Source organism: Rhodococcus sp. IC4_135 (assembly GCF_011602025.1).
In the GTDB taxonomy this organism is placed as follows: domain Bacteria; phylum Actinomycetota; class Actinomycetes; order Mycobacteriales; family Mycobacteriaceae; genus Rhodococcus_F; species Rhodococcus_F baikonurensis.
This window is the reverse complement of sequence record NZ_JAAOLG010000012.1, coordinates 130575-145927: the sequence shown is the minus strand read 5'-3', so window position 1 is coordinate 145927 and position 15353 is coordinate 130575. Positions and strand designations below refer to the sequence as shown.

The 15353-nt window shown below is 65.0% G+C and carries 11 protein-coding genes and 1 pseudogene; 8 read left to right on the top strand and 4 right to left on the bottom strand.

Features of this window, described 5'->3' with window-relative positions:
- Positions 1-40 precede the first annotated feature (40 nt).
- A complete protein-coding gene (locus G8767_RS21480) occupies positions 41-1387 on the top strand; it encodes a 3-oxoacyl-ACP reductase (RefSeq protein ID WP_003945596.1) in 1347 nt (448 codons plus the stop codon).
- Complete coding sequence (locus G8767_RS21475; protein ID WP_166811700.1) at positions 1387-2250, top strand: MaoC/PaaZ C-terminal domain-containing protein; 864 nt, start codon at positions 1387-1389, stop codon at positions 2248-2250. The genes G8767_RS21480 and G8767_RS21475 overlap by 1 nt, the downstream gene beginning before the upstream one ends.
- Before the next feature lie 101 nt (positions 2251-2351).
- On the opposite strand, the gene G8767_RS21470 is transcribed toward G8767_RS21475, so the two are convergent.
- Both G8767_RS21470 and G8767_RS21465 read right to left on the bottom strand, forming a co-directional pair.
- A complete protein-coding gene (locus G8767_RS21470) occupies positions 2352-2951 on the bottom strand; it encodes a TetR/AcrR family transcriptional regulator (RefSeq protein ID WP_003945885.1) in 600 nt (199 codons plus the stop codon).
- Positions 2952-3023: 72 nt separating this feature from the next.
- Positions 3024-4202: a glycoside hydrolase family 3 N-terminal domain-containing protein gene (locus G8767_RS21465; RefSeq protein WP_019747138.1), complete on the bottom strand. Its 1179-nt coding sequence runs from the start codon at positions 4200-4202 to the stop codon at positions 3024-3026.
- A gap of 101 nt (positions 4203-4303) precedes the next feature.
- Between G8767_RS21465 and G8767_RS21460 the strand changes: the two genes are divergently transcribed.
- The 4 genes from G8767_RS21460 to G8767_RS36580 all read left to right on the top strand — a co-directional run bounded on the left by G8767_RS21460 (position 4304) and on the right by G8767_RS36580 (position 10586).
- Entirely contained in the window at positions 4304-4771 is a 468-nt protein-coding gene (locus G8767_RS21460; protein ID WP_003945900.1) for a universal stress protein, read from the top strand.
- Positions 4772-4816: 45 nt separating this feature from the next.
- The gene (locus G8767_RS21455; protein ID WP_166811650.1) at positions 4817-5905 is read left to right on the top strand and encodes an isochorismate synthase; all 1089 of its coding nucleotides are present in this window, start codon (positions 4817-4819) and stop codon (positions 5903-5905) included.
- 129 nt (positions 5906-6034) lie between these two features.
- Complete coding sequence (locus tag G8767_RS21450; protein WP_003945488.1) at positions 6035-6208, top strand: DUF2613 domain-containing protein; 174 nt, start codon at positions 6035-6037, stop codon at positions 6206-6208.
- A gap of 43 nt (positions 6209-6251) precedes the next feature.
- Entirely contained in the window at positions 6252-10586 is a 4335-nt protein-coding gene (locus G8767_RS36580; RefSeq protein ID WP_166811648.1) for an alpha-(1->3)-arabinofuranosyltransferase, read from the top strand.
- Between the two features lie 23 nt (positions 10587-10609).
- Here G8767_RS36580 and G8767_RS21440 read toward each other — a convergent pair.
- Positions 10610-11659 (bottom strand): annotated as a pseudogene (locus G8767_RS21440) (acyltransferase); the annotation flags it as partial.
- 216 nt (positions 11660-11875) lie between these two features.
- Between G8767_RS21440 and G8767_RS21435 the strand changes: the two are divergent.
- Together G8767_RS21435 and G8767_RS21430 are read left to right on the top strand one after the other, a co-directional pair.
- Positions 11876-13009, top strand: a complete 1134-nt coding sequence (locus tag G8767_RS21435) for a DUF3068 domain-containing protein (RefSeq protein ID WP_095971372.1) — start codon at positions 11876-11878, stop codon at positions 13007-13009.
- Between the two features lie 171 nt (positions 13010-13180).
- Positions 13181-14137 carry an ABC transporter substrate-binding protein gene (locus tag G8767_RS21430; protein ID WP_054827952.1) on the top strand — a complete coding sequence of 319 codons (957 nt, stop codon included), beginning with the start codon at positions 13181-13183 and terminating at the stop codon, positions 14135-14137.
- On the opposite strand, the gene G8767_RS21425 is transcribed toward G8767_RS21430, so the two are convergent.
- Complete coding sequence (locus tag G8767_RS21425; protein WP_166811646.1) at positions 14118-15344, bottom strand: polysaccharide biosynthesis protein; 1227 nt, start codon at positions 15342-15344, stop codon at positions 14118-14120. The two genes, G8767_RS21430 and G8767_RS21425, sit on opposite strands and share 20 nt — an antisense overlap.
- Between the last annotated feature and the right edge of the window lie 9 nt (positions 15345-15353).

Below are 15353 nucleotides of genomic sequence, written 5' to 3'. Positions count from 1 at the left end.
CCGGTGAGAGACAACCCGAAACACAACAGAAGGTAGGACCGTGGCAGCCAGCAAGGGAGCTCCCGACCTCTATTCACAGTTCCTCTCGTCCGCCCCCGGCGCATTCATCGCGTCGAAGGCCGGCCTGCCCAGGCCCGAGAACCTGCGTCGCTACAAAGCAGGGGAACCCGCACTCGCCGGACCTGTCCTCATCGGCGGCAAGGGTCGGCTCGCAGAACCGCTTCGCGTACTGCTCTCCGACTACCCGGCAGCTCAGGCACACGACAGCAGCTTCGGCGGACTCGTGTTCGACGCCACCGGAATCACTCAGGTCAGCGAACTCGAGCAGCTGTTCGAGTTCTTCCAGCCCGTGATCCGCAACCTCGCACCGTCGGCTCGCGTCGTCGTTCTCGGCACGACGCCGGAAGAAACGTCGAGCGTCGACGAGCATGTCGCGCAGCGCGCGCTCGAAGGCTTCACCCGCAGCGTCGGCAAGGAGATCAAGCGCGGTTCCACCGCTCAGTTGGTCTACGTCTCCCCCAAGGCGTCCACCGGACTCTCCGGCGTGGAATCGACTCTGCGCTTCCTTCTTTCGGCCAAGTCCGCCTTCGTCGACGGCCAGGTCATCGTCGTCGGTGCTGAAGATTCCGTCGCGCCCGCGAGCTGGGACAAGCCTCTCGAAGGCAAGGTTGCCGTCGTCACCGGTGCGGCCCGCGGCATCGGTGCCACCATCGCCGAGGTCCTGGCCCGCGACGGCGCTCACGTCGTCTGCGCTGACATCCCGGCCGCCGGCGAAGCACTGTCCGAGACCGCGAACAAGGTCGGCGGCACGTCCCTCGCCCTCGACGTCACGGCAGCCGACGCAGCCGAGGTCCTCGCAGCTCACCTCCTCGAGCGTCACGGCGGAGCGGACATCATCGTCCACAACGCCGGCATCACCCGCGACAAGACCCTCGCCAACATGGACGAGGGCCGCTGGAACATGGTCATGAACGTCAATCTTCTTGCACCGCAGAAGATCACCGAGCACCTCGTCGAGAAGGGCGCCCTCAAGGAAGGCGGCCGCGTCGTCGACGTCTCCTCCATCGCCGGAATCGCGGGCAACCGCGGCCAGACCAACTACGGCACCTCCAAGGCCGGCGTCATCGGCCTCGTACACGCCGAAGCTCCCGTCCTGGCGAAGAAGAACATCACCATCAACGCCGTCGCACCGGGCTTCATCGAGACCGCCATGACCGCCGCCATCCCCTTCGCCACCCGCGAAGCCGGCCGCCGCATGAGCTCGCTCCTGCAGGGCGGCGAGACCGTCGACGTCGCCGAGACCGTCGCATACTTCGCGAGCCCGGCCTCCAATGCCGTTACGGGACAGGTCGTTCGCGTCTGCGGCCAGAGCCTCCTGGGCGCATGATGGCAACAAAGACCGTCGCGCTCACCGAGCAGCCGAGGACCCTCGACATCTACTCCCGCGCGGTACTGGGATTGCTGCCGTGGAACAAGTCCAACTCTCGCTCGGTGCCACAGCAGACCTTCACCCTCACCGGACTGAAGGTCGACACCGACAATCTGGCGGCGTACTGCCGCGTGACCGGACTGCGGTTCGGCGATACTCTGCCGATCACGTACCCCTTCACCTTGGCCTTCCCGACGGTGATGAAGCTGATGGTGTCGAAGGACTTCCCCTTCGCCGCCGTCGGTTCCGTTCACGCCGAGAACGTCATCGAATCACTACGGCCCATCTCCGTCAGCGAACCGCTGGACCTCTCGGTGCATGCCGAGAACCTGCGTGAGCACCGCAAGGGCCTGCTGATCGACGTGATCACCGAAATTCGGGTGGGACGGGAACTGGTCTGGCGACAGACCTCGAGCTTCCTGAACCAGCAGAAGACCTCCCTGTCCGGCCAGCCCGGTCCGGAGCCCAAGGCCGACGAGGTCCCGCCGATGCCGATGAGCACCATCCGCGTCGACCAGACCACGATCAGCAAGTACGCCGCCGTCTCCGGCGACCGTAATCCGATTCACGTCTCGTCTCTGGGCGCGAAGGCTTTCGGTTTCCCGAAGACCATTGCTCACGGAATGTGGAGTGCCGCGGCACTTCTGCGGACCGTCGAGGGTTCCGTCGCGGACAAGGTCACCTACAGCGTGCGTTTCGGCAAGCCGATTCTGCTGCCGGCGACGCTGAATGCCTACGCCGACCGCACCGACGACGGCTGGGATCTGTCGCTGCGTCACCCGAAGAAGGGTTACCCGCACGTCACTGCGACGCTGCGCTGACCTAAGTTTTGTCGGGTTTCCCACCCACCCCAATTGAGCGAACGTACCTTTCGGCGCCTTGGATGCGCTGAAAGGTACGTTCGCTCAGATTGGTTTGGGGGCTATTCGGACTTCTTCTTGCCCGAGAGACCGCGCCACGCGAGGGATTCGAGTAGGTCCGCGGCGGCGTCCACTTCGATTTCCCCACCCGCGACCCGGTCGGCTACCGCCTCACCGGCGCCGACGAGTGCGATGGCGATGATCCCGTAATCGTGCGCGGCATCAGGATCCTTGGTGCTGGACTCGAGCAGATGCGCGGTCAACTCGATCAACCGATCGCGGCTCGACTGCACGGTTCCCGCAAAAGCCTGCTGCCCGACGGCCTGACGGTAGAGCACCATCCACGACTTGCGGTTTGCGCCCACGAACCCGAGGAAGCCCTCGAGAGCGGCGCGCAATTGTTCACGCGGAGTCAGGTTCGGCGCGCCCGCGGGGGCGAGAGCTTCGAGGAAGCGGAGCCCTTCACGATGAATGCACGCTGCGAACAGCTCTTCCTTCGAGCCGTAGTACAGGTACAGCATCGGCTTCGAGATCTCGGCTTTGGCCGCGATGGTGTCCATCGAAGTTTCGTGAAATCCCCTGTCGGAGAACACGTCCACAGCCGCGTCGAGCATCTGCTGCTCACGCACTGCGCGTGGCAGTCGCTTGGTACCGCCGGCCATGCTTCCTCCAACCACAGGGTAAATGTCGATCTTACTCTACGGTAAGATTGTGCGTCGAATCCTGACTTCGACTCAGCAGGTCACGGCACCTTTGGCGGTGGCAACTGTGACGACGGCCTGATCGACCCGTGCCTGCGGAAGCTCACCCGACGCGACGGCCTGCTCGAGATGGTCGAGCACCCGCGGAACGTCATCAGTGGTCAGCCACAGTGCCTGATCGACACCTGCCACCAGCGCAGCCTGAACCGCGTCGGCAATATCGTATCGGTCGGTGATCGCCTGCATACCGCTGAGGTCGTCGGTGAATACCGGGCCGGTGAACGGCGCTGCGCCGTAACCCACTCCGTCGCGAAGCAACGCAACGGCGGCGGGGCTGATGCTGGCAGGGGTACCGGGCTCGGTCAGACCGGGAACCTCGAGGTGCCCCATCATGACGCCTACTCCGGTTCCCGACAGCTCGCGAAAGGGAATCAAGTCCGACGCGATCAGATCCTGCAAGGGCGGCGTTGTCACTTCACCCCGGTGCGAGTCACCCGACGCGCTGCCATGCCCGGGAAAGTGCTTGATCACCGGGAAGATTCCGGCGTCGCGCATACCCTGCGCGTACGCACCGGCGTACGCAACCACGGTCTGGGGGTCGTCGGAGTACGAGCGGTCACCGATCACGGAGTCGTCGGGTTGGCTGCTGACGTCGACGTCGGGGGCGTAGTTGACGGTGATTCCGAGATCCTTCAACCCGCGTCCACGCTCGAGAGCCATCTGGTACGTCTGTTCCACTGTCATGGTCTGCGCTGTTTCCCTGGCCGACGGATCGGGACCGAGGATGTCCGCGACGCGGGAAACTCGTCCACCTTCTTCGTCGATCGTCACCATCAACGGCAACTTCGACGCCGAAGCAACCTGCGGCACTTCACGATTGGTGAGCATCGACTGATCGGTCCAACTTCCGACGAAGATGCCGCCGATCTCCTCGTTCTGCACTATCGACAACGCGTCGTCGGTCCCGGTGACGCCGACGTTGAGCAGCTGGGCAAGTTTCTGACGCAGGGACAGTGAAGCCAGAAGGTCACTACCGCACGACGCGGCGACGGGTGCGGAGCTGGACGCCGCAGGCGTCGACGTGATCTCGGAGGTGGTGCTGGTCGGGGCGCTCGAAACCGGATCGGCGGTCCCGTTTTCGCCCGAGCATCCCGCAACCAACCCTCCGCACAATGCAATGGTCGTCGCAGCCTTCAGAAACTTGATCCGCATACCTCGACCGTAACGGACCCGGTACCCATACACTCCCTCACGGGCACATCGGGACGGTAGCCTGGAAGAGAACCGATTCCCCCGCTGACGAGGAGGTCGTGATGCCACAAGGTCTGATGCTCATCGCGTACGACGGTTCCGACAACGCCAAGCGTGCAGTCGACTACGCGGGGCGTTTCCTCTCCGCCAATCGCGCTGTTCTCGTCACTGCCTGGGAGCCGATGGTTCGCCAGGCCGCTCGCATGTCCGGCCTGTCCGGGGTGATGCAACCGGAGTGGGTTCCCGACGACGACGTCGAGGACATCGCGTACACCGACGCCAAAGTCACCCTCGCCGAGGGTGTCGCACTGGCCGAGGCCGCGGGCCTGACCGTCGAAGGTAGAAGCGCCGAGTGCCGCTCCGCGATCTGGTCTGCAATCTGCGAAACCGCAGACGAATTGGACGTCGACATCATCGTGACCGGCACCCGAGGCACTACGGGTTTGCGGTCGCTACTGCAGAGCAGCGTCGCGGATCATGTTCTGCGTCACAGTCATCGGCCGGTGTTGATCGTCCCTCCGGGGAAGTGACCTTCGCGCATTCCTGATCCGTGGCCGACTAGTGTCGAAACCACCATGGACGGTTTTGTTCTCTCGCGCCCCGATCACAGCGTGGTCACCCGCGGCGTACGACGCAGCTTCGACAGCTCCGACGCAGCCACCCACGCTTTGTCGGCAGGTACGACAAAGCTGATCGTCGGAGCGCTCCCCTTCGACCCCGCTGCCCCAACGGCGTTGTACGAACCTGCCGAGGCGACGATCGCGTCGCGGCCGTGGCAACCGGTCGATCCCCCGGCGCTGCCCACGACCAAGGTGGGCCGGGAGATCCCGTCGTCGTCGGAGCATCTTCGCCGGGTGGAAAAGTTGATCGGACGCCTCCGCAGCGGAGAAATCGACAAGGTGGTCGCGGCTCGCACCGTGGAACTTCGGACGCAGACCCCGATCGCCCCAACCGCGCTCGCCGCACGCATGGCGGCGCTCAATCCCGTCGCCAACACCTTTGCCGTCGACCTATCTGCTGCGGGAGCCGAATTCGAGGGCCACAGCCTGGTCGGCGCAACGCCCGAGGTATTGGTCAGTCGACGCGGGCGCGTCGTGACGTGTCGCCCGTTGGCCGGGACCACAAAGCGATCCGCCGACGCCGATCAAGACCGCGAGGCCGGCGAGAGCCTTCTGCGTTCGACGAAGAATCTGGCCGAGCACGCCTTCGTGACGTCGTGGATCCGCGAGGTCCTGCAACCGATGTGCCGTGATCTGTCGGTGCCGGCAACTCCCGAACTGACCAATACTCACGAGGTCTGGCACTTGGCCAGCCCGATCCGCGGCACGCTGCGAAACGACACCACTGCGCTCGACCTCGCCATCGCGCTGCATCCGACGCCCGCGCTGTGCGGAACACCCACCGACGTGGCACTGAAGGTGATCCGCGAGACCGAGGAACCGCGGCGTTTCTACGGCGGCGCCGTGGGATGGTGCGACGACGCCGGCGACGGTGATTGGGTGGTTGCCATCCGCTGCGCCGAGATCAGTGCAGGCGGCCTCAGTGCCTGGGCCAGCGCGGGTGGTGGAATTGTCGCCGAATCGGATCCGCAGGACGAACTCGACGAGACGTCCACGAAACTGCGCACCCTGTTGACCGCGCTCGGTGCCGAAACCCTCGACTGACCAGCACGTCACGAGGGTAATCGTCCGGATTCTCGAGTACGGGTGATACCTTGACCCGAGCAGTTCGTACGGGCCGGTAAGTCCGTCCGACCGCGAACGACCGACTAACGACCAATTGGGAGATCCGCGATGACGAAGTTCCTTGTCCCCGGTGTGGCCAGCGCTGTCATCGGTGCCGTTCTGGGTGCCGGCGTCATCTTCGGTGTCACGGCCGCCGCGTCGGACAACACTCGTCCCGAGATCGACCGCAGCGGAAACGCAGATTCTTCCGTGCTGAACCAGGTTGAGTACGGCAGCCGCTGAGAGCGCAGGCCTCGCGAGTTCCCGTTCTTCCGCCGACGCAGCGGTGTCTTCGGTAGACACCGCCCCGTCGGCAGAGCCCCTGTCGAAGCGGTGGCTGTTCGGCGCCTCCGTCGTAGCGTTTCTTCTCACTTTTCTGCAATCGCCGGGTCTGATCACCGCTGACACCAAGTACGACCTGACGCAGAATCCGTTCGGTTTTCTCGAACGCGCGTCGCATCAGTGGAGTAGTCAGGCCCCGCTCGGCCAGGTTCAGAACCAGGCCTATGGATATTTCTTTCCGCACGGGCCGTTCTTCGCGCTCGGCGAGTTGGCGAACGTTCCGCCGTGGATCACTCAGCGCATCTGGTGGGCGCTGCTTCTGATCGCAGGTTTCTGGGGCATCATCCGAGTTGCAGAGGCTCTCGGTATCGGCAGTCGTAGTTCGCGCGTCATCGCAGCGGTTGCCTTTGTTCTTTCTCCCCGCGTGCTGACCACTCTCGGTTCGATTTCCTCGGAAACCCTGCCGATGATGTTGGCGCCGTGGGTGTTGTTGCCGGTGATTTTGGCCTTCGGCCCTGTGCGTGGAAAAGGAGTCCCTGGACTCCCTAACCGCTCACGGGGGTTGAGGCGGTTGGCCGCACAATCCGCGCTTGCCGTCGCGCTCATGGGTTCGATCAATGCCGTCGCCACCGCCGCGGCCTGCCTGGTCGCGATCATCTGGTGGCTCTCGCACAAACCCAACCGAACGTGGCTGACGTTCACCGCATGGTGGGCGCTGTTCGTCGCACTCGGCACTCTCTGGTGGATCGTGCCGCTACTGCTGCTCGGCAAGATCAGCCCACCGTTCCTGGACTACATCGAGTCCGCCGGTGTCACCACTCAATGGGCGTCGCTCGCCGAGATACTGCGCGGCACGGACAGTTGGACCCCGTTCGTCTCCCCCGAACGCATTGCCGGCGCCGTTCTGGTCACCCAGCCCGCAGCAGTTGTCGCCACCGGTCTGGTTGCCGCTGCCGGCCTCGCCGGACTCTGCATGCGGTCCATGCCCGCTCGCGGCCGGCTGACGCTCATCCTGTTCGTCGGTATCACCGGTCTGGCCGCGGGGTACGTAGGTGAACTCAGCTCGCCGGTATCGGAGTCGGTGCGTCTGTTCCTCGACTCGGCGGGCGCGCCGCTGCGCAACGTCCACAAGCTCGAGCCGTTGGTCCGTCTACCGCTGGTGCTGGGACTCGCACACCTGCTGGCCAAAGTGCCGCTGCCGGGATCGGTTCCACTCGCCCGATGGCGGCGTGCGTTCGCCCATCCCGAGCGCGAACCGATGGTCGCACTGACCAGCCTGATCCTCGTCGCCCTCACCCTCTCGACGGCCTTGGCCTGGACGGGAAAGCTCGCTCCCCGCGGAGCGTATCCGGACGTCCCCTCGTACTGGAACGAAGCAGCACAGTGGCTCGAGGACAACACCTCCCCCGGATCGGAAGCCGAACGTGCCCTGGTCGTCCCGGGAGCGCCCTTCGGCAGCCAGGTCTGGGGCCTGACGCGTGACGAACCGCTTCAGGCGTTGGCGAGTACGCCGTGGGCGGTGCGTGACTCGGTCCCGCTGACCCCGCCCGGCGCCATCCGAGCGCTCGATTCGGTCCAACGTCTGATCGCCGACGGACGTCCGTCGGACGGCCTCGCGCAGACCTTGCTGGGGCAGGGCATCCACTATCTGGTGATGCGCAACGACCTCGACGGCGAAACGTCGCGCTCGGCCAGGCCGATACTCGTGCACCAGGCGGTCGAAGGCTCGCCGGGGATCGAGCGCGTCGCGCATTTCGGTGAAGACGACAGCCCCGAACCGATCGAAGGGCTGGTCGCGGACAGCGACCTGCGTCCCGGTTACCCGGCCATCGAGATCTTCGAGGTCACCGCGCCTGACGGCACCCCGGCGGTCAGTGGACCGTACTCCGTCGACCTGAACCAGGTTCCGCGCGTTCAAGGCGGTCCGGAATCTGCTGTGCGCCTTCACGAAAGCGGGCTGATCCCGGGGACCGGCCCGATGATTCTCGCCGCCGACGCCGAAGCTGCCGGACTGCCGGTCGATTCGGTCACCGTCACCGACACCCCACGCGATCGGGAAACCGATTTCGGTCAGGTCGACAACCACAGTTCCGCCCTCCGGACGCCCGACGACGCACGTCGTACCTACAATCTGGTGCCCGACTACCCGGTAGCGAACACGCCTCTCGTGGAAGGCCGTTGGAGCGGCGCTTCGATCACCGTTTCCAGCGCAGCCTCCGACGCCACCCAGCTGGGCGGCACTTCACCGTCGAGCAGTCCGGCATCGACGGTCGACGGCGATCCGGCCACCGGCTGGTTCAGCAACGGAATCGAGCGTGCACTGGGCCAGTGGTTGCAGATCGACTTCGACACACCGATTTCCAGTGGCCTGCTCCATCTGACCACCAGCGCCGCGGCGATCGGCGCTCCGGTCAAATGGCTCGAGGTCTCGACACCGAACGGCAGCACGGCGGTGAAGGTGGAGCGTCCCGGTGAGCCCATCACCGTCTCGATCCCGGGCGGCAACACTCCGTGGGTACGCGTCACGGCGACTCACACCGAAAACGGATCGCCTGGAACACAGTTCGGCATCAGCGAACTCTCCGTCGAAGACTTCTCCGATCGCAGCGCGCCGAAGTCCGTCCCGATCCGTTTCGACACGGTCCTGCCGAGTACGCCGACGGGCGCATCCGTGAACGCCTGGGATTTGAGCCAGGAGTTCCCCGGCCGCAACGCGTGCGCCGACTCGACGGACCGCGTGCGGTGCAGCAATGCATTCATGGCGATACCCGAAGAGCCGAGCCGTTTCCAGCGCACGCTCACGGTGCCCGAAAACACAGTCGTTGCACCGACACTGACTGTCCGAGCGCGTCAGGGCAACGCCCTCGAAGACCTGCTTTCCGCCCCAGGCCGAATCACGGCTTCGGGTTCCAGCGACATCGGCGACACACGCGGATCTGCCTTCGCTGCCACCGACGGCGACGCACGCACCACGTGGTCGGCGCCGCAGAGCACCACCGAACCGGGCGGCCCGAAACCGACTCTGACTCTCAACCTTCCCGAACCCACCCTGGTCACCGGCCTGGACATCACACGAGGACTTGGCACCCTGCCCTCGCTGCCGACCAGCGTCGCGGTGAACCTCGGCAACGGACCGCAGGTTCGAGAGCTGCCCGACCTCGAAGACGAAACGCCTCGAACCAGTCGAGTTACCCTCTCCCCCTACGTCACCGACAAGATCGTCCTCAGCGTCACCGATTGGGAACCGGTCCTCGATCAGACGGCACTCGGCTTCGCCCAGTCGCAGCCCACCGGCCTCGCCGAGGTCGGCGTCGTCGGCGCAGACGGGACACCGATCGCCGGTTCCGGCGTGCAGGACACAGACTCATTCGACAACCGCACCGTCACCGTCACCTGTGGCGACGGCCCGACCATTTCGGTTGCCGGACAGCAGTTCCCCACCTCGATCACTACGACGGCGGCCCAACTTCGCACCGGCGCACCGGTCGAGGCACGTGTGTGCGACCTGGACGCGTCGGCAACTTTGCCAGCGGGACAGCCTGAAGTAGTCGTCGAACCGGGCCCCGCATTCTCGGTCGACAATCTGAACCTGACGGCTGTCGGTCCTTCAGCCGCGCAACGGAATACACCGCTCGAATCGACCGCGTGGACGGCGAATCACCGGGAACTCACCGTCACGAACTCGTCCACCGATCAGTTGATCGTCAATCCCGAGAGCACCAGCATCGGTTGGATCGCCACGGCGCCGGACGGTTCCGAGCTGACGCCTGTGGTCGTGAACGGTTGGCAGCAGGGCTGGATCGTGCCGGCAGGCACCGCGGGAACCGTCACCATCGACTTCCCCAGCGACCGTTGGTACCGTCTCGGCATCTTCGGTGGGCTCGTGTTGCTGATCCCGCTGCTGTTCGCAGCTCTTGTCCCCACCCGCCGAGAACCCAAGCCGCTCATACCGCCCCGCCCGTGGCGCAGCGTCGCGGCAGGATGGGTGGGCGTGCTCGCGGCGGCCACCGTCATCGGCGGCGGAGTGGGAGCGGCGATCGCGGTCGTGTGCTCGATCCTCGGACTTGCCGCGCTGCGAATCTTCGGCCCGGCTCGGACCGCACGCATTCTGGTCGGCACTGCCGGCGTGGCCGCGATGATCGGCATCACGCTGCTCTCGACCGGACCGTGGCGGGCACCGGGCGGATACGTGGGCGACTCGTTCGCGATTCAGTTCTCGATGTTGGTGGCCTTGGTCGTGACCGGGTTGGCCACGTTGCCCTTTGCCGGTTCACCGATGTGGCGACGCTTCTCCCACCGCGTCACCGCGACGCGCGCCGGTTCCTCCACCAAGGCGTAACTGGCCGAGGCCACAGCGACGCTCAGGACGACCGTGAGGGCCAGGACGTAGAAGAAGCTGCCCGAGAACGGAACTATGCCGAATACGGGGAACACAGCGTTCAGTACGGCCAGGTGCCAGATGAACAGGCCGTAGGACCAGCGTCCGATTGCCAGCGCCAAAGGACTGGCCAGGAACCGATGCTGCGATTGATCGCGCAGAACCAGTGGCGCGATCAACGAGAAGCTGATGATCGCACCGAGTGCAATCTTGATCGCGTACTGCCACGGCTCCGGCCGCACCAGACCTTCGGGCCCGGCCAGATCGGTGCACGAGAGAACGAAGGCGACAAAGGCAATAAGGGCCAGGAGCACCCGACGGTGCGCGAGTCGATGCACCCACGTCGACGGGCCAACTGCCAACTCGGCCAGCACCATGCCGGCGCCGAACCACGGCAGGTAGCCGGGCAACCAGTTGTCGTGGTGGATGGCGTCCGGCGTCGGAATCGGAATGAATGCCCACGCCAGGGCCAGCACCGACACTCCGAGCAGAAGCGGTAGCCGGTACCGGGCAGTACCGCCGCGCAACCGCACCATCAGATACGCGAACAGTGGCAACAGAACGTAGAACGCCACCTCGACCGACAGGCTCCACATCTGCGTGAGCCCCTCGGTGAGCGTCAACGGCACGAAGACCTGTGCCAACCCGAGATTCGCGAGCCACACCTGGTAGCCCCCACCGGCGCCGGGCAGGAACAGCAGGATCAGGACCACCGCCACCCAGTACGCCGGCAGGATGCGCGTCGCGCGGGAGATCCAGTACCGGACCGTCGGCTGCGGCTGCCCGATTCCACGGGCCTTTGCCGCGTGCGGACGCCACAGCAGAAATCCGGACAAAGCAAAGAACACCGCTACGGCGAGGTCGAGACGGCCGAACGCCCGCCCGATCGCGCCGGATTGCGCTTCACCGGTCTGGAACGCGACATGGGTGACGAGGACGCCGAGCGCCGCCAATCCACGCATACCGTCCAAAGCCGGAACGAAGCCCCGAGCCTGTGGCGGGACCGTCTGAGAGGAATTCGTGGAACTGATCATCACGGATAAGTGTGCACCCCAGGCCGATTGAGGGAAACCACCAGGGACTCACAACAAAATGCCTGGCCAATTCATGCCCTCATGCGACAAACCGGGCCGGTGGACTGTTAGTGTTCTGCCACACATGGTGTCCATCGGGGGCCCCATGCGATCTGCGCAGCTCATATTGTGCCGGTTGGGGAACCTCGAAAGACTTAACGGGTTAGGAGTCACAGCATGGCGGAACGCTCAGGGCCGAGCCGGATACTTCCTTGCATTCTGGTGGGCCTCGGTGCCTTCCTTTTGGCCATCGCCATCCTCATTCCTACCTACACGGTAGGCAAGCTGGAGAAGACGCCACTCGACCTCGAGGTGACCACCGTCGCCACAGGCACCGGTAGCGTCCTCAACTCGGCGGCCCTCCTCGCCGGTAAGGCACAGGTCGACAACAACGTGCCGATCGTCGCTCAGCGCTACGTCACCACGCAGGACCCGTCCGACGCCGACATCATCACCGTCGAAGCCGGCCAGACGGTCCGTCGTACCGACAAGCAGGGCGATACCGGGCTGCTGACCGCGACCCTGGACCGCGTCACACTCGATCGCGTCAGCTCGATGCCGACCAACGATCCGGTCGGAACCGTCCAGACCTCCAGCGACCAGCCCGCCGAAGAAGTTTCCCGTGACGGTCTGCAGTACAAGTTCCCGTTCAACACGGAACAGAAGAGCTACCCCTACTTCGACCTGAACGCTCGCGCCACGAAGGACATCGACTTCGTCGAAGAGACCGAGATCAACGGTCTGAAGGTGTACCACTTCCAGCAGACGATCGATCCCGTCGACCTGTCGAAGGTCGTCAACTCCCCCACCAACAAGCTGAGCCTGCCCGCCGACACCTGGGGCGTTCCCGGTGGCGCTACTCCGATCACGATGACGCGTTGGTACACCAACGTCCGTGACCTGTGGGTCGAGCCCAAGACCGGCGTTGTCGTCAAGGGCCAGGAGCAGTTGCACCAGTACTACGGACGCAACAAGGATGCCGTCGACGTCGAGGTTCTCAAGGTCACGCTGCCCTTCGACGAAGCCACCATCGAGTACCAGGTCCAGCAGGCCCGTGACGGCATGGACAAGCTCTCGCTGTTCGGCCGCACCGTCCCGATCGTGGCAGGTGTCCTCGGTGTCATCGCACTGATCGCCGGTATCTTCCTCGGGATTCGCAGCGGCAAGGGCGGAACCCCGGCCCGCGCTGCACACGGCGGAACGAACCAGAATCCCAGCGGCCAGGGCTCGCCCGAGCCGGCTCCGGGTGAGCACGACTGGACCTCGGACGACACCCAGGTGATCCCGCGTCCGGATCTGCGCAAGGACTGATTCAGGCAGTAAGCAGAGCGCCCCTTCCACACGGAAGGGGCGCTCTGCTGTGTTTCGGGACTTTGTTGCCGGATCGGCGTACGGATTGGCGCAACGGGTCGTTCCCTCCGCGTGGTCGCGGGCTTACCGTTTTCTGGAAGTCCAGACCACCCCCCGAACACGAGGAGCCACATGCCCGCATCAACAGTTCTGGGTTCGCACATCTGTGTCAGCGATCTGACGCGACGGAGATTTGTTGTCGGCAGTGCTGCATTCTCCGGGCTGTTCGCCGCCGGTTGCGCACGATCTGCCGGTACCGAGGGCGATGCAGCCGGGATGCGCACGGTCACGACCTCGCTCGGAACCTACGACATTCCGGTGACCCCGAAGCGCGTCGTCGCCATCGACTCCCGACTCGACCTCGAACCGGCCGTCGCGATGGGCCTGCCGGTCATCGCGTACAGCTTCGACGCCGCCGAACCGTGGGTTCCGGCCGATCCCACGGCGCAGGTGTTCGAGGCACCGGTCAACGTCGAGGCAATTCTCGCGCTGGAACCGGACCTGATCATCTGCACCGACATCGGTGAGGCCTCCGACATGTGGCCGCTGCAGCAGTTGAGCCAGACGGCTCCAGTGCTTCCGATGGACTTCACGCGTCCATGGCGCGAGAACATCGACCAGTTGGCGAGTTGGCTGAATCGCACTGAGAACCCTGAGGTCCGTCAGGTCATCGGAGCGTACGAGGACAAGGCAGCCGGACTGAAGGAACGCCACGCCCAGAGCTTGGCGAGCAAGCAGATCGTGCTGCTGAACTACGTGAATCAGAAGGTCAACGGCGTCAACCGTAAGGGCATCTCCACGCAGGTGGCCGAGGACCTCGGCGTGCGACTCCAGTGGCCGGTCGAGGGACAGAAGGAGATCTCCACCGAAAACCTCGTGACTGCCCTCGACTCTGCCGACGGAATGATCGTCACCACCGCGCCCGGTGTGGATCCCGTCAGTGACGACCGTGCGATGTGGAACCGTATCCGCGCAGTACAAGGCGACAATGTCGTCTACACGGGTGGAAACATCAACTACGGATCCGTCTACACCGCGATGCGTACGCTCGACTACTTCGACGATTTGTTCACGCGTCTGGAGAACTGACGCCGCTGTGAGGTGCCGGCCCGGCGCGGTCGGCACTTCGCACCGCGGCGACGGACACCGCCAACGCCGTCGTCGACGCAACCACGACGGCGACGCCGATCAACTCTCCCGGCGTCTTCGCCCACACGAGCATGACCGTCGCCTCCACGGCCAGTCCTGCCCACGCCAGAAGGGCCACTCGCGTGCGTTCTGACGCGATTGCGGACAGCAAGGCACCCTGGAGTACCGCCAGCGCTGCACCGTGCAGGGCGAAAGCCCACAGCATCGGAGCGACGGCGGCGTACGCGTCGCCCACGAGCATCGGCACCAGCGGGCCTGCAACCGCCGCCCCCAGAACCAACACGGCGCCGATACCGACGAGCACCGCCAACGCCGAGCGAACCGCCTGCGCCGAGTGCGCCGGATTCGCCATCTTCGGGTACAGCACGACGCCCACTGCCTGTGGAAGCCAGAACGCCACCTTCGTCGCGACGGCGCCGAGTGCGTAGACACCGGCGTCGTATTCGCTGAGGACGACGCGGACGATCAGCAGATCCAGCGAAGACAACGCGATCAGCGCGAGCTGAACCTGCGACGCCGCGAGCACGGAGACAACCCCGATCCGCACCGGACGGTCCTCGCTCACCGAGACGGTTCGGTCGACCACACGAACTATCGCCACCAGCAACGCAGTTCCGGCCGCGCCCGCGACCAAGGCGGCGCCTGCTCCGCCGCCGAATGCCAGAACGATCACTGCCGGAAGGACTTTCATCACCCCGGCCCCGGCCAGTACGGCGCTGAGAGTGCCGAATCGGCCGTGCCCCTGCAACAAACCCTGCTCCGTGGCCAGCAGAACCAACATGGGCGCGGTCACCAAGGCCGAGAACGCCGCCACGATTCCGGTGTCGAGTAGCCATGCCATCGCCGGAGCGAGCGCCACCGCGAGAACGGCGACGATCGCGGTGCATCGATACCCCAACGACCGCAACGCATCTGTGCTCTTGCCACGCACCGCCTCGCGGGCGACCACCGTCTGCAAGGCCAAAGCCGGAACCGCAAGTACCAACTGGGCGGCAAGCAGACTCGCGAACTCTCCGTAGCCGACCGGACCCAACCATCGGCTGGCCAACCATGCCAACAGGTACGACGCGACATTGGCCGTCATCGATCCCACCAAAACCATGCCGACCCCGGCCGCGGCGGCGCGATCGAGTGGTTGGCGAGGCATGGCAGTAAT

What these genes read in the sequence shown, in the direction of transcription:
- G8767_RS21475 (WP_166811700.1), top strand. Translation starts at nt 1,387, where the DNA reads ATGGCAACAAAGACCGTCGCGCTCACCGAGCAGCCGAGGACCCTCGAC.
- G8767_RS21470 (WP_003945885.1), bottom strand. Translation starts at nt 2,951, where the DNA reads ATGGCCGGCGGTACCAAGCGACTGCCACGCGCAGTGCGTGAGCAGCAG.
- G8767_RS21465 (WP_019747138.1), bottom strand. Translation starts at nt 4,202, where the DNA reads ATGCGGATCAAGTTTCTGAAGGCTGCGACGACCATTGCATTGTGCGGA.
- G8767_RS21460 (WP_003945900.1), top strand. Translation starts at nt 4,304, where the DNA reads ATGCCACAAGGTCTGATGCTCATCGCGTACGACGGTTCCGACAACGCC.
- G8767_RS21455 (WP_166811650.1), top strand. Translation starts at nt 4,817, where the DNA reads ATGGACGGTTTTGTTCTCTCGCGCCCCGATCACAGCGTGGTCACCCGC.
- G8767_RS21450 (WP_003945488.1), top strand. Translation starts at nt 6,035, where the DNA reads ATGACGAAGTTCCTTGTCCCCGGTGTGGCCAGCGCTGTCATCGGTGCC.
- G8767_RS21435 (WP_095971372.1), top strand. Translation starts at nt 11,876, where the DNA reads ATGGCGGAACGCTCAGGGCCGAGCCGGATACTTCCTTGCATTCTGGTG.
- G8767_RS21430 (WP_054827952.1), top strand. Translation starts at nt 13,181, where the DNA reads ATGCCCGCATCAACAGTTCTGGGTTCGCACATCTGTGTCAGCGATCTG.
- G8767_RS21425 (WP_166811646.1), bottom strand. Translation starts at nt 15,344, where the DNA reads ATGCCTCGCCAACCACTCGATCGCGCCGCCGCGGCCGGGGTCGGCATG.